Below are 14,104 nucleotides of genomic sequence, written 5' to 3' on the forward strand. Positions count from 1 at the left end.
ATAAGCAAGCGCATGCAAAGAAAAAAGCGCCCAGGAAACTCCTGAGCGCCAGTTGTTGGAACGAGGGACAGTGAAATGACCCGCGGCAGTTCCATTCCGCGGCCACTGTGACATTTAAGCATGAGTTTTCTAAAAAAAAGAGGTCGCGCGCATTTTTGTGATGACACATCACAAAAGGCGGAATGTCGCCGAATGGGACCGTGCGCATTTCCTTCGGCGATCATGGTCAGAACGGCTCGTTACATAAGCCGCGCGCCGATCTTAAGCCAAGAGCAATAGGTTTTATTGGTAAAGAACCGCAGGCCAATGCCCCTCGGCCTCGCGGATGTAATTGGTGACATCGCGTTCCCAGATACGTTCGATCGCTTCCGAGTGGGTCAGATATAACCGCCCATCCACAATCTGCCATGCCTTGGGATCGGTACTGCTTAGCAGACCTTTCGCCATCGCATAGGCGCAGTAACCACCAAACTGCGGGGCATAGGCGCGCGGATTGCGTTCAAATCGATCGCGATTTTCCTCTGACGCAAACCGCCAAATCGCACCCTTCCACATCAGCGCTATGTCGGGCTGACCCAACTCTGGTGCTCCAGCCTTGAAATAAGAAACCGCATCATAGCCTGAGACCGCCATCCCATCGTCCACGTAGAACATGGGCATTTCCTGCGCACCGACGACAGAGGCAAACGGGGTACAAGAGAGACTGATCAAGAAGGAACGTCGAGACAACATAGGTGATTCACTGGATTGCGGTTAGAGGGCTTCAAGATGCATATTTCAAACCGTATCTGAAACCCCCATGACGCCGATGTGAACGGGCGTGCGGTTGTTAATCGAAAACGTCTTCGATCACGTCCCAGGCTTCGTCCAACACCTTTGAGAACAGGCCCCGCTTTTTCTTCTTTTTGTATTTTTTGTGCTTCTGTGCCGGCTGGTAACTTTTGATCGGCCGATCTGCCAGTTTGGCTTTTGGCACCATCTTGAGATTATGCAGGGGTGCGCCGCAGCTTGCGCAACTCAGCTCGTGCTGTTGCTTTCCCCGAAGAACCAATGCGGCACGGGTACCGCAATAGCAGCAGGTGGCAATTTTATGTGGAGTGGATATGGGGGCCTCCTGTCATCTGGGTTTGGATGCATATAGTGCGATAGCCGCGGCATTTGAGACGTTTAGAGAACCAAATCCCCCCGCCGCGTCAATTTTTACCAATTGATCGACGGTTTCTTTGGTTTTCTGCCGCAACCCAGGCCCCTCGGCCCCAAGCACCAGCGCCACCGGGCGATCACGCTTGTCACCCAGCGTGGCTTCTATCGTCTGTTCGGCCTCACCATCCAGACCCAGGACTAAATACCCCATGTTCTGCAGCTCGATGATCGTATCGGCCAAATTGCGCACGCGTAGATAGGGTTGTCGTTCCAACGCGCCGCTGGCAGTTTTTGCCAAAGCGCCGGTCTCGGGCGCTGAATGGTGGCGGGTGCCAATGACGGCGCTGGCGCCCAGCACTTCTGCCGAGCGTAGAATCGCCCCGACGTTATGTGGGTCTGTCACCCGGTCCAGCAGCAGCACACGTGGGTTTTCCTGCCCAATACAATTGTCGGCAAGCCCACCCCATTCCAGCGGCTTGACCTCAAGTGCCGCGCCCTGATGAACCGATCCCGGATCAATCGGTGCGGTGAATTTTCGCGGATCAACCATCTCGGGTACAATCTCCGCAAATTCAATAGCTTCCAGCAGTTTGTCGCGGGCATTGCGCGTCACAATCAGGCGCAGCTTCTGCCGTTTCGGGTTCATCAGCGCGTCGCGTACGGCGTGTAAACCGAACAGCCAGACGGTTTCTGCCGCAGCCGCTTTGCGCGCCTGTTCCTTCTCAACGACCCACTTTGGTTTCTTCATAATACGGGCCTCCGGGCCGGGAATTCGGTTTCCTGCGTCAAAGCGGTATTTTCCTGTTGACGCCCTTTAGACGCGCTAGTAATCACGCCTCCACGTCAGGTGCAACGCCTGACAGTGGGCGACAGGCCGCAAGGTGTGGCAGGGGACTGTAACTCCCTCGCGGAGACGCACGCCTGGTTCGATTCCAGGGTCGCCCACCACTTACTCACCGATAAATTTGGGCCATTCGTTCAGGCCGATATCTGTTTGATTGCACCGCGCGCTGTCAGTTGCCATGGTCCCCGCGCTATTGCGTCACAGGTCCAAATGACAGCGTCATCTCTTCGTTGTTGTCAAAGCGGTATGGCGCAACCAAGGTTTTCACCTGTGCTGGGTCGACGTCCTTCGGGACATTTCGAGCCGATTCCCAAACCCGAAGAGCAGCATTTGGCGCGCGCGGGTCCCGATCGCTGTAAACAGGATGATTGGGCGCAAAATAGGCCATGTTTCCGGAAATCCAATTGTCAGCAACAATTGCACTTTCGGGCGTTGTTTGCGCGATTATCTCAGAGGTCAAAGTAGCGAAAGGGGCCGCACGTTTGGCATCCCCTGCCAGATTGTGATGCAGCATCGCCAGTCCAATAAACACCGCCAGAACGGCGCTGACCTGGGCAAATCGCCTTACGCCTTTACGACCTGCACTCGGTAACAAACACAAACACAGCACGGGGCCGGCATAAATCAATATCGGTTGCAGCCAGCGATCCTTTACGTTGGTGCTTCCGCTCACAAGCACTACAGCCGCCATAAGTAACAACGCCCAGACCAGAGTACGCGTCATCAATCGCCTCAGATCATCGCCTTTGGCGGCCACCCCTTGTCTGAGGTAGACCAACCAGAGAACACCCAGGACGATTAGCAAGAGCGATACAAACCCAGCCGACGCCAAGGCCAACTCAACCAAGCCTTGCAGCGCGATCAATGTGGTTGGGCCATCGCTGCTCATGTCCAACTTGCGCGCGCTTGCAAATGCGTGTTCGGGATTGTTCAGAACCCATAGCATCGGTGGTGTGACAAGCAATGCGGCGACACCCAACGAAAGCAGCAGTCGAGGCGACCAGAGAGGCTTGCCCGTCTCAGATGCACTGAAAGCCGCCAGCAACATGGCCAGCAGCGCGATCGCATAGTTGTATTTTGACAAACTTCCCATTGCCACGACTACGCCCAGCAAGACGAATCCCCAAGTCGTCGGTTTGCGAATTAGCCCCCAAATCACCGCGAAGGTCAGAACCGAGCAGAGATTGGCCAGAACGGTATGCGTCAGCGCGCGTTGCGCCTCCCAACTAAACTGATAGAGCATCAGAAGTGACAGGACCGACAGCCCTGCCCACAGTGGCGCATGACGGGTTCGTATGGTCAGGTACAGCGCGACAACCGTCGCCAGCAGCATCCCGTTCTTCAGCAGTGACAGCCCTAATATGCCGGGACCGGTTATCTGAAAGATGCCCCATTGCAGCCAGGCATAAAGTGGCAGTTGCGGGCCGTAGCCCCATTCCAAGCGGCGCGCATCAAGAAGTATCTCAGCCTCATCCAGACCAAGCGCGCCGCCGGTTGCAACTCGCAATACGACATGAAGCAGAAAGTAAGCCGTTACTATGCTTAACCAGAAGCGATCTGTCGACATCAACCCATCGAGACGGGATTGCTTCGCTGCCGGGTCATCGACCCCGCAAGCGGTTTCCAGAGATCGCTCATCTGAGACGCACTGATCTTCGATCATGGATAAGCCCATTTCGTCGGCACTCGCCCAGGATATCTGGCCGCCGGATTGCAACTTTGACCGAAGCTAGACCCGATGTGTGGGCTCAAGTCCACCATTTTTGCGGCAGTTGGGCGCGTGAAACAATGCGCGCAGCTCAGCAGATGGATGCCTGGGCTTCAGCCGCCAGATGCCGCGGCGGGTTGAACGTCAGTTTGGGATATTTTGTCAAACCACTCAGTCAGACTGCTGACATCGGGGCCAAGCGCCTCGGCTATGCCGCCGGCGAATTCCTGAAACTTTTCAATGTTCAACTGATTGACGCCCACCAAGACGGGAATTTCACGTTCAAGAGCGTCGGCGATAATCGGGCGAAAGCCCCGCCCGTCCGCCTCGTGCTTTCCGAACTTGTTGATGATCAGCAATTGAGGGCCATCCTCAAGCGACCGCGTCACGAGGCCGACGGCCCGTTCCAATTCAGCCGGATCCAGACGGCAACCCCGAGCGTTCTTGCCAAGGGATTGTGAGATGCGAATGGTTTCCCCGGTCGGAATGACTTTCAGATCCATATCGCATTTATATCCGTCGGCACATTCGGTGTTGGTCTGCACAACCCCGGCAATCGGTGTTCCGGCCTGCACAAGACCATCCGCAAATTCGCTAAGCAGGCGGTCAGTCGCACCGCGATCGGTTGTCGTTACATAGGCCAGATGCATTTTTTTTTGGACCTCAGATTTCAGTCGATGACGTTTCAGATAGCACGCGTCGGCTTGTCCGACCACCTTCATCCATCAAGGCAACGGAGAAAGCCCGATCACCGATGCGTGCAGGTGGAGGAGAACCGCGTAAGAAGCCAAAGCAGTCAACCAGACCCAAAGGCTGGGCCAAGGGCGGGGCGCGCTGAGTGACAGGCGCGCGGTATTGCGGGAAAGGCGCACCCATTCCGTCCCCAAATTGCGCGCGGTGCGGTGATCAATGAGCGCCATGCCCATCAACGCAAAGCCAGCAAACAAGCCGAACAGGATGACATGCGACAGGCTTCCATTGGCCAAGAGATGCGCCAAAGCCCATAGCATCAACGCCACAAGTATCGGATGACGCGTCGTGCGCAGGATTCCAGGGTTTTCGGGATCGAACGGACGGTGCCCCAGCCCTCCGAATGAGAACGGGTTCCGGATCGACAGGCCCGCAATGGCCAACCAGCAGACTATAGGCATGACCAGCAAAGGCACCCAGCGAAAGATTGGAAGCGGCGGGATCACTTCGACATAGGGTGCATTTGCGGCGGCGATGATCAACCAGGCCAAAACTGCTAGCGAAATCATTGAATAGCTGGCGAAATATGCGCGCTTTCCCATCGTACCGATCAGCCAGCCGCGCACTGCTGGGCGTGCTGGAATCACGTGGCTAAGAAGGAATGTGGCAAGTGCTGCGAGGAAGAGGCCCCAACCAGTCATCGTAATCTCCGAACGTGTTGCGCCCGGTTTAGGCCGTGACAGCGCGCTGGTCTTTGTCCGAAATCAAGTGAGGGCAAAGGGGCGGTTACCCGCCCCTGCCCTGTCTTACAGGCCCAGCGCCTTGCGGCGTTCCTCGGCAAAACCCTGCACCATACGATCAGCGATCAGTGCTAAAATAGCCATGGCGGCACCGGCCGAGATGCCAAGCCCCACATCCGCCTGCCCCAGCGCCAGATAAATCGACTGGCCCAGACCGGTTGTCCCGATCAGTGCCGCTATCACCAGCATGGCGAAGGCATAGAGGATGGTCTGGTTCAGCCCCAGTAGGATGGTCGGTGCGGCATAGGGCGCGCGGACGTCGCGCATGATCTGCCACTCGGTCGCGCCGCTGGAGATTGCGGCTTCCATCATTTCCTCGGGTGTGTTGACCAGCCCGTGTCGCGTGTAGCGGATCATCGGGACGATGGCGTAGGCGCAGATCGCCAGGAAGGCCGAGAACTCACCGATCTGAAACACCATCAGAACCGGGATCAGGAACACAAACAGTGGGATCGTCTGCAGCATATCACAGATCGGGCGAACCACTTTCCAGACCGGCCCCCAAACTGCGCTGGCAAGACCGATCAGCCCTCCGACTACTGCGCAGGAAAACACTGCGGCACCGCTGAGGTAGAGCGACAGGAGTGCCCGCTCCCACAGGCCTGAAACGAGGATGGTACACAGCAGCCCAACCGACAGCGCCGCAAGACGCCAGCCACCCGCGACCCAACCCAGCGCAGCCGCGCCCGTCAAGACAAACGGCCAAGGCAGGTTTGATATGCCGGTTTCCAGCATTCCGATCAGGATAAGAACGATCAGTCCACCGGTCAGATGCCCGCGCCATGTCATCAGCAGAGCGATAGCCGCACCAGCGGCGAACAGACCCCAGCTCATGCTCGGGGTCCACTGGAACCCCCAGGTGAACGGTAGTACAGCCTGGTCCAGACCGATCCGCAAGGGCAACAACACATAGAACAGAGAGTTGTTCTTGAGTGCGTCCAGCCAAGGCCCGTTAGCCTGCGTAAATGAGGTCAGGCCGGTGTCAATCGCCTCGGCCATCGGGTCCAGAACTGTAAGGTCAGACGGGTTCGGCAACCGGGACCAGAAGGCAGCGGTAAATAGCACTGCAAAGCCCAGCATCGCCCAGACAACGCGGCTGTCATATCGCTTGCGCTCGGTCGCCAAAGTGCCGCTCATCCTGTCGATGATCACTGCGAAGACAACGATGACCAGACCGGCCATGAGGGATTCACCGAACTGCGCCTTGCGCATGGTCAAAAGGACTTCCCAGCCGATGTCGTTGAAGCCGCCGATGACCGCAGCGATGATCACCATCGACAGGGCGGCCATCAGGCATTGGTTCACACCAACCATGATCTGAGTCGTGGCAGCAGGAATTTCGACCTGAAAGAGCTGCTGCCAGCGCGTCCCGCCGGACATGATCGCAGCTTCTTTGATTTCGGGCTCTACCCGTTCCAGCCCCAGCATAACGTTGCGAGCCATAGGTGGCGCGGCGTAGATGGCCGAAGCGATCAGGCCGACCACCGGACCGAAGCCAAACAGAAGCAGCAGCGGCGTCAGATAGGCAAAGGTCGGCACCGTTTGCATGATGTCCAGTACTGCCTGAACAAAGGCCTTCACACGTGGCACTTCATTGGCAAGAATACCGATAGCCCCGCCCATAATCAGCGCCACGGGGACAGACACGGCGACAAGGGCCAGCGTATTCATGCTCTCGGCCCAATAGCCTGAAGCCAGAACGAAGCTGAGGCCAAAGAACCCCAGCGCAGCCATCGGCAAACCGCCCAGATACCAACCCAGCGCAGTGACGACCCCAATCAAGATCGGCCAGGGCGTGCTGCCGAGCACGTAGTTTGCAGCATTCATCGGATACGTCATCAGGTCCGAAAACAACCGCATCGCCGGTTTAATGCCATTCAGAAACCAGTCGAGAAACGCCCCAACCCATTGCGTTGCAGGCAGTTCCCATTCTTTGGGCCATGTGATCAGCCATGGGGCAACGCCTTCCAGCGCAAGGCAAACCGCACCAACGACAAGGGTAATCAGCGCGGCCTGCGCCCCAGCCGTCAGGCGGGCCTGCCGCGCGGGGATATCCGTCACAGCGGTCATGCTTCATCCACCTGCAGGGCTGCGGCGAGATCGGACGGATGAACCGTACCGACAATATTGCCGTCTGCATCGCGGACGGGCACGGGTTCATACAGCTCCATGCAATGTGCGAGCGCCGCGTCGAGCGTCATGGATGTGGTCAAGCCCGGATCATCCGGCCCACGCTCAGCATCATCACGCATGACCGAAGCAACCTTGGCATGCTGGCCTTTGGCCACGTCCTTAGAAAATTCGCGCACGTAGTCGTCTACCGGACGCAGCACGATATCCGTCGGCGTGCCGATCTGAACGATTTTGCCATCGCGCATAATGGCGATGCGGTCGGCCAGTTTCAGCGCCTCTTGAATGTCGTGAGTGATAAAGACGATGGATTTCTTCAACGTCGCCTGGATGCGTAGGAATTCATCCTGCAGCTGGCGGCGGATCAAAGGATCAAGGGCCGAGAACGGCTCGTCCAGAAACCAGATATCGGGATTCACCGCAAGGCTGCGCGCGATCCCCACGCGTTGGCGTTGACCACCCGAAAGCTGCCGAGGAAAGCTATCTTCGCGGCCTTCCAGGCCGACCAGCGAGATTACTTCCTGCGCACGCGCCAAACGTTCCTTTTTGCCGACGCCTTGCACACGTAGCGGATAAGCCACGTTTTCAGCCACGGTCATATGAGGGAACAGGCCAAAATGCTGGAAAACCATGCCCAGCTTCTTGCGCCTTAGTTCAGTCAGGGTTTTCTTGGATGCACCGACGACATTCTCGCCATCCACACGGATCTCGCCGCCCGTACCGGGCAGAAGTTGCGAAATGCAACGAATCAGCGTCGATTTGCCCGAGCCGGACAGACCCATGATGACAAAAAGCTCGCCTTCTTTGACCTCGAAATTGGCATCCTGAACAGCAGGGATAAACCCCAGTTCGCGCAAATCGGCGGCGGCTTTGTCAGCGTCACTCCCTGACCGAGACAGCGCGTCGGTCAGAGCTTTGTCGGCACCTTGGCCAAACACCTGCCAGAGATTCTGGCAGGCGATGGCTGGCGTATTCGCTTCAGTCACTTAAGCGGACTCACTGCGTTGCCGCGTCAACGACGGGGCGCCATTTGTCTTCATTCTCGGCCATCCATGCCGCGACGACTTCTTCGACCGCGCCACCATCTACGTCGATCGCCCCCATCATTGGCTGCTGGTCTTCGACCGAAAGCTGATAGTTAGTCAGGATTTCATAGGCAGCGGGCCACTTGTCTGCCATGCCGCTCCAACCGGCCTTGAAGATACGTGACGGCGAGAAATCGCAATCATTCACTGCGTTGGGGTTCGGGCCCCAAGACGGATCGTTAAAGCACGCCTCTTCGCCTGCAGGCAGTTCGACAAACTGTACGTCATATGCCGACATCGCCCAATGTGGCTGCCAGAAGGTGATCAGCAACGGCGACTTGCGCTCGGTCGAGGCGCGCAATTCGGCGATCAAAGCGCCCTCGGAACCCGCGGGGACCGCTTTGAACGGCAATTCAAGACCGGTCATACGATCCGCGCCGGGCGTACCCCAATCCGCTGGGTAATCGACCAGACGGCCACCGGGCAGAGTTTCAGCCGTAGCAAAAACTTGCGCACACTCTTTCAGCGCTTCCCACGCAGGCAGGCCCGGGCACAGCTCCGCTACATGTGCCGGGTAGGCAATGCCTTCCTTGGCATCAAGCCCCAGATCGCCGATTTCAACAACGGTGCCTTCGTCGATCTTCTTGGCGTATTCGTCGGACACGTTGGACGACCAGATTTCCAATGTCGCGTCAATGTCCCCATCGGCCAACGCCTGGAACTGATTCATCATCCCGGCGGTCACGTATTCTACGTTATAACCGGCGGCCTTCAGCATCTCACCTGCCACATGGGTGGTCACATGTTGACCGGTCCATTCGTTGATCGCCAGCTTGATCGGTTCATCGACCGCGCCCATATCTGCGGCATGGGCCGCCCCGGCCACTGCGATAGCCAAAAAGCTTACGCTTAGCTTTTTCATAACAACAACTCCCTGTTTTTTACGTTTGCCCCATGGCGATATCGAGCCCGCCCAGGATCATTTGTGGTCACAGCACATTTCGCAACATGCACAAGTTTAGCCGAAAAAGGAAAGGGAACAGTTGTTCCGGGTCCGACGCGCTTCATCTAGCGTTAAACCACGACCCATCCCTGCTGCTCCACTCGGCAATACACACACTTAACACCGTCAGTTCGGAACCGTCAAAGATATTGATTGACTAGTCAATATAAAACACGCGCTTCATCTCAAGATCTGATTTGCCTTGTCAAATCTTCTTAATAAGGCAGCATCTGGATAAGGGAGGGTCTGGGAGATGCGTCACTTTGAAAAGATCTACCAGATATCGGCTGATCGCCACGGCGGCCCCGCCGAACTGGAAAGCAAGCTAAGCAAGCCTAAACCAATCGCCGAATTGGTGGCGATGTCAGATGATCGCTGGTTATCGCTTATTACGAAAACCGTGTTCCAGGCAGGGTTTAACTGGAAAGTGATCGAATCGAAGTGGGACGGATTCGAAACGGCATTTGACGGCTTCGACATTGGACGCTGCGCATTCATGGATGACGAGAAATTCGACGCACTGCTGCAGGACACCCGCATTGTCCGCAACGGAACCAAGATTGCCACAGTGCGCGACAATGCCGCGTTTCTGCTGGAACTCCGCGCGGAAGGTGGCGTCGGGCAAATTCTGGGCGGGTGGCCATCACAGGATTATGTCGGCTTGCTACAGATGCTCGCCAAGCGCGGATCGCGGCTTGGCGGTGCTTCGGCGCAGTATGCTATGCGGTTTGCCGGACGGGACAGCTTTATTCTGTCCCAAGATGTAACAGCTCGTCTGATCGCTGAGGGCGTTATCGACAAACCTGCAACCTCCAAAAAAGCAATGGCCGCTGTGCAGGCCGCGTTCAATATATGGATGGAACAATCCGGGCGATCGCTGACGGAAATCAGCCGGGTTCTAGCGATGAGCCTTTGAAAACGACTTGCAGCGCCGAGCTGCCGCATTAGGCTTAATGCTATGATCCGCCCCCTGTTGATTTCATTGCTGTTTCTATGTGTAGCCTGTGGTCGACCTCTAACCGATCACGAGCGCGCATTTGTCAGTAAAATCCACGGAGACACATTGAATCTGGATCGTGTGCGATTGGTAGAGGGTGCCCCCGTCGCAGCGGTTACATTTACCCGCAAAGCCCGCCCTCGGGTTGCCTGCCGTGAACGAATCTTACCACCTGTCAAAGAGGAAACCGTGACCGGCAAACCCGCGGGCGTTGCGCTGTTCAATCATGTATACTTCACGAAGGACTGGTATCTGGACGACTACATGAGCCAGTACCCCGATCAGGTGAACCTGATCGGGGCAATGTTGCTTGCGCATGAATTAACCCATGTCTGGCAGTGGCAAAATCGCAAGACAACTGGTTATCACCCGTTCCGCGCTGCGGCAGAGCATGGCCGGAAGGACGATCCTTACCTGTTCGACCTTGATACTTCGCCCGATTTTCTGGCCTATGGCTACGAACAGCAGGGCGCCATCGTCGAGGAATATGTTTGCTGCCGGGCGCTCGACCCCGACGCACCTCGAACCAAGCGTCTGCACGATATGCTAAGCGCCCAATTCGAAGTCTCGAAATTGCCCGGTAACAGGCGCGAAAGCTCCGTCCTGATACCCTGGGCGGGCGCAGAGATTAATGGCATCTGTCGCTGAGCTTTTTAGTTCACTTGCAGGGTCTTCAGGTACGCCACTAGATCCACGATTGGCTTGCTGGTCAGGATAGGCTGCCCTTCCGGCGATTTGATCGCGGTGTCGTTACCTTCGAAATAGGGGCCATAAACCGGCATCGGGCTGCCATGGCTGACCAACGGTTCGCGCCCGTCAATCCGCGCCACGACGCGCGCTGTCGGAAATACACCATTTGCATCGGCCAGCGTTCTCAGGTTTGTTGGCTGGATCACCAGCACCCCGGCCATTGGCCCATGCCCCGTTGCATCCAACCCATGACAGGTAGCGCAATAGTGCTGATACAGCTCGGCCCCGGTCTCCACGTCCTGAGCTGAAGAGGCCTGTGGTATCATGGTAAGTACAGTCAGCGCGCCTGCGCCAAGTATTGATCGGATCATCACTTTTCTCCCTCCTGCCTGGCAAATCGAGACTTGCCGGGAGTTCACGCTGGCGCAATGATCCAGATCAACGAAATAGGCGCAGGGACAAAAGGCAATGACACAATACGCAGCCATCATGCTGGCCGCCGGGATCGGCGTTCCCATCCTCGCCGCTCTGAATGCAGCCTTGGGCAGGTTGATCGGCTCACCCAATGCGGCCGCCGTCGTCCTGTTCGCGATCGCCTTTGTCGCTTCAGCGCTGGCGCTGTTGGTACTCGGTGGATCCGATGCCTTTGCCAAACTCACCCAAGCCCCCAAACATCTGCTGCTGGGCGGCGTATTAATCGCCTTCTATGTGCTATCAATCACCCATGTGGCCCCACATTTTGGCGTGGGCAATGCGGTGTTTTTCGTCTTGCTCGGCCAGTTGATCAGCACAGCTGCGATTGACCATTTCGGTCTGTTCGGCGCTCAGGTTACGCCGCTGACGTTCATGCGGGCAGGAGGCATTGCAGTAATGGCAATCGGGGTCGCCATCACTCAGCTGGCCTGAGCACGCCCCCTTCCAGCCGCAACATCCGGTCCATCCGCGCCGCCAGATCAAGGTTATGCGTCGCGATCAGCGCCGAAAGCCCTTCATCCCGCACCAGCGCCATAAGGGCCGCAAACACCTGATCCGAGGTATCGGGGTCCAGATTGCCGGTTGGCTCATCCGCCAGCAGCACACGTGGCTGATTTGCCAGTGCCCGGCAGAAGGCCACGCGCTGTTGCTCTCCGCCCGACAAGGCTGCTGGCCGGTGATCTGCGCGCGGAGCGACGCCAACGCGATCAAGCAACTGCATCGCACGGGCTTGCGCTGCTTTCTCGGAAGCACCGTTTGCCAGTTGCGGCAACACGATGTTCTCCAGCGCCGTAAACTCAGGCAACAGATGGTGGAACTGATAGACGAAGCCAACATCGCGCCGACGGATCGCTGTGCGCGTGCGATCCCCTTTGCCCGTCGCGCCCTGCCCTGCGACTTCGACTTCGCCGGTATCCGGGATATCCAGCAGGCCCGCGATATGCAGCAGGGTCGACTTGCCCGCCCCGGATGGCGCAACCAATGCCACAGCCTCACCCGCGCGCAGCTCCAGATCGGCACCGCGCAGAACCTGCACCTCTCCTGGGGTGCCTTGCAGATAGGTCTTGGTCAGACCGCTGAGCCTTAAAGTCACATCACTCATAGCGCAGCGCCTCAACCGGGTTCAGCCGCGCTGCGCGACGAGCCGGGAAATAGGTGACAAGGAAAGACAGGCCAAGTGACAGCCCTATCGCTTTCATGACGTCAGACAGGTGCAATTCGGCGGGCAATGCGTAGATGCCGCGAATGGACGGGTCCCAGACGCCGCCACCCATGACGTAGTTCACGAAGGAAAAAATCGGATCGATATAGATAGCGAAGAGGCAGCCCAGTACGACGCCCATCGCTGTTCCGATGATTCCCGTAAAGGCCCCGCAAATGAAGAACACCCGCAGCACTGATCCTTCGCTGAGCCCGATGGTGCGTAAGATACCGATGTCGCGCCCTTTGTTCTTCACCAGCATGATCAACCCCGAGACGATGTTCATTGCTGCAATCAGCACGAGGATCGACAGGATGATGAACATCACATTGTCTTCGACCTCCAGCGCCCGCAGGAATCCTCCAGAGGCATCCTGCCAAGTCCAGATCTGGCTGCGCTCACCTGCGGCCTCAAGGATCGGAATCAGGATCGGGGTCAACTCTTCGGGGCGCTCAACCATCACTTCGATCTCGTCCGCCACGCCTTCACGGTTGAAGAAGCTTTGCGCCTCGGCAAACGGCATGTAGACGCGCGTGCGGTCGATGTCATAGCGCCCGGCAGAAAAGACATAGACCACCTCATAAGCGTTCACGCGGGGAGATGTGCCAAATGCGGTTTTGACACCGTTGGGCGAGGTCAGTTTGACCCGATCCCCCACCGTCGCCCCGATGGCCCGCGCCACGCCCGAGCCGATGGCGATGCCGTCCGGGAACCGGGACAGGTCACCATAGGCCTCTTCGCTTTCTGCAATACCTGGCAACTCGGCCAGATCGTCGGGACGAATGCCAAAGACCTGCACGCCTGAACTGCGGTCCGCGTTGGTGATCAGCACCTGACCTTTGACAAGCGGTGCTGCCCGTTCGACCCCCGGCACCTGCGCGATCCGCTCGGCCATTCCATCGAAATCCGTGATGGTACGGTCTAGCCGCCCCTGCGCATCGATTTCTCCGGCGGAATAAACCGTGACATGTGCGTTGGCCCCAAGAATAGTGCCCACGAATTCTGACCGGAATCCGGACCGAACAGCCAGCGTCGCGATCAAAGCGAACACAGCGAGCGTAATCCCGATCAGCGAGATCCAGGTCATCACGCTAACGCCCCCTTCGGCCCTACGGGCACGGAGGTATCGCCAGGCGATTTTCCATTCGAAAGGGGCAAAGGGCGGGGGAGATTTGGCCATTCCTGCCTCGGGTTCAGATTTTTCGCGACCCTTTCGACATTTCGCCGGATGGTCAAGCCAGTTATCGTGCGGACACCGGTTCGGCGTTACTGCGCCCGATAAAGGGGCGAAAAGAACAGTTTGAAACGAATCATTTGCCCCAAGCGCCAACTCATCAGCGGCAGCGCGAGAAATCACTGGCCGCAAATTATACCAATGGTTGTGAACCCCTTCACAGAC

Annotated in this window: 15 protein-coding genes and 1 tRNA gene; 4 read left to right on the forward strand and 12 right to left on the reverse strand. The window is 57.5% G+C overall.

The genetic code is table 11. From position 1 onward, the window contains the following. Positions 1-282: 282 nt before the first annotated feature. The 3 genes from ACR0AH_RS10495 to rlmB form a co-directional block, all read right to left on the reverse strand. Complete coding sequence (locus ACR0AH_RS10495; protein ID WP_170735482.1) at positions 283-654, reverse strand: YHS domain-containing (seleno)protein; 372 nt, start codon at positions 652-654, stop codon at positions 283-285. 175 nt (positions 655-829) lie between these two features. Beyond that, a complete protein-coding gene (locus ACR0AH_RS10500) occupies positions 830-1,105 on the reverse strand; it encodes a hypothetical protein (protein ID WP_255612144.1) in 276 nt (91 codons plus the stop codon). Between the two features lie 12 nt (positions 1,106-1,117). Beyond that, positions 1,118-1,891, reverse strand: a complete 774-nt coding sequence (rlmB, locus tag ACR0AH_RS10505; RefSeq protein WP_170512293.1) for a 23S rRNA (guanosine(2251)-2'-O)-methyltransferase RlmB — start codon at positions 1,889-1,891, stop codon at positions 1,118-1,120. 116 nt (positions 1,892-2,007) lie between these two features. Here rlmB and ACR0AH_RS10510 point away from each other — a divergent pair. Then, positions 2,008-2,091 (forward strand) — tRNA-Tyr (locus ACR0AH_RS10510). A gap of 86 nt (positions 2,092-2,177) precedes the next feature. Here ACR0AH_RS10510 and ACR0AH_RS10515 read toward each other — a convergent pair. The 6 genes from ACR0AH_RS10515 to ACR0AH_RS10540 form a co-directional block, all read right to left on the reverse strand. After that, entirely contained in the window at positions 2,178-3,650 is a 1,473-nt protein-coding gene (locus ACR0AH_RS10515; protein ID WP_480591869.1) for an ArnT family glycosyltransferase, read from the reverse strand. A gap of 158 nt (positions 3,651-3,808) precedes the next feature. Beyond that, positions 3,809-4,345, reverse strand: coding sequence for a DUF2478 domain-containing protein (locus ACR0AH_RS10520; protein WP_170732932.1), 537 nt, complete (start codon positions 4,343-4,345; stop codon positions 3,809-3,811). 75 nt (positions 4,346-4,420) lie between these two features. Further along, positions 4,421-5,086 (reverse strand): NnrU family protein, encoded by a 666-nt coding sequence (locus ACR0AH_RS10525; RefSeq protein ID WP_480591872.1) that lies wholly within the window; start codon positions 5,084-5,086, stop codon positions 4,421-4,423. Between the two features lie 105 nt (positions 5,087-5,191). Then, positions 5,192-7,255, reverse strand: a complete 2,064-nt coding sequence (locus ACR0AH_RS10530; protein ID WP_170401463.1) for an ABC transporter permease subunit — start codon at positions 7,253-7,255, stop codon at positions 5,192-5,194. Beyond that, positions 7,252-8,301: a betaine/proline/choline family ABC transporter ATP-binding protein gene (locus tag ACR0AH_RS10535; RefSeq protein WP_170732934.1), complete on the reverse strand. Its 1,050-nt coding sequence runs from the start codon at positions 8,299-8,301 to the stop codon at positions 7,252-7,254. The genes ACR0AH_RS10530 and ACR0AH_RS10535 overlap by 4 nt, the downstream gene beginning before the upstream one ends. A gap of 10 nt (positions 8,302-8,311) precedes the next feature. Then, positions 8,312-9,262: an ABC transporter substrate-binding protein gene (locus ACR0AH_RS10540; protein WP_170392106.1), complete on the reverse strand. Its 951-nt coding sequence runs from the start codon at positions 9,260-9,262 to the stop codon at positions 8,312-8,314. Between the two features lie 334 nt (positions 9,263-9,596). Here ACR0AH_RS10540 and ACR0AH_RS10545 point away from each other — a divergent pair, with 334 nt between their 5' ends. Next, a complete protein-coding gene (locus tag ACR0AH_RS10545) occupies positions 9,597-10,259 on the forward strand; it encodes a DNA-3-methyladenine glycosylase I (RefSeq protein ID WP_170732935.1) in 663 nt (220 codons plus the stop codon). A gap of 42 nt (positions 10,260-10,301) precedes the next feature. Beyond that, positions 10,302-10,988, forward strand: coding sequence for a hypothetical protein (locus ACR0AH_RS10550; RefSeq protein ID WP_170392110.1), 687 nt, complete (start codon positions 10,302-10,304; stop codon positions 10,986-10,988). 5 nt (positions 10,989-10,993) lie between these two features. Here ACR0AH_RS10550 and ACR0AH_RS10555 read toward each other — a convergent pair whose 3' ends face one another. Continuing rightward, on the reverse strand, positions 10,994-11,401 hold the full coding sequence (locus ACR0AH_RS10555; protein WP_170512308.1) for a c-type cytochrome: 408 nt from the start codon (positions 11,399-11,401) through the stop codon (positions 10,994-10,996). Between the two features lie 97 nt (positions 11,402-11,498). On the opposite strand from ACR0AH_RS10555, the gene ACR0AH_RS10560 reads away from it, so the two are divergent. Further along, positions 11,499-11,936, forward strand: a complete 438-nt coding sequence (locus tag ACR0AH_RS10560; protein WP_170512310.1) for a DMT family transporter — start codon at positions 11,499-11,501, stop codon at positions 11,934-11,936. On the opposite strand, the gene ACR0AH_RS10565 is transcribed toward ACR0AH_RS10560, so the two are convergent. Together ACR0AH_RS10565 and ACR0AH_RS10570 are read right to left on the reverse strand one after the other, a co-directional pair. Then, positions 11,920-12,606 (reverse strand): ABC transporter ATP-binding protein, encoded by a 687-nt coding sequence (locus ACR0AH_RS10565; RefSeq protein WP_170392116.1) that lies wholly within the window; start codon positions 12,604-12,606, stop codon positions 11,920-11,922. The genes ACR0AH_RS10560 and ACR0AH_RS10565 overlap by 17 nt on opposite strands. Then, positions 12,599-13,885, reverse strand: coding sequence for a lipoprotein-releasing ABC transporter permease subunit (locus ACR0AH_RS10570; RefSeq protein WP_170512314.1), 1,287 nt, complete (start codon positions 13,883-13,885; stop codon positions 12,599-12,601). Before ACR0AH_RS10570 ends, ACR0AH_RS10565 begins: the two co-directional genes overlap by 8 nt. Between the last annotated feature and the right edge of the window lie 219 nt (positions 13,886-14,104).

This window comes from Ruegeria sp. AM5, assembly GCF_056540645.1.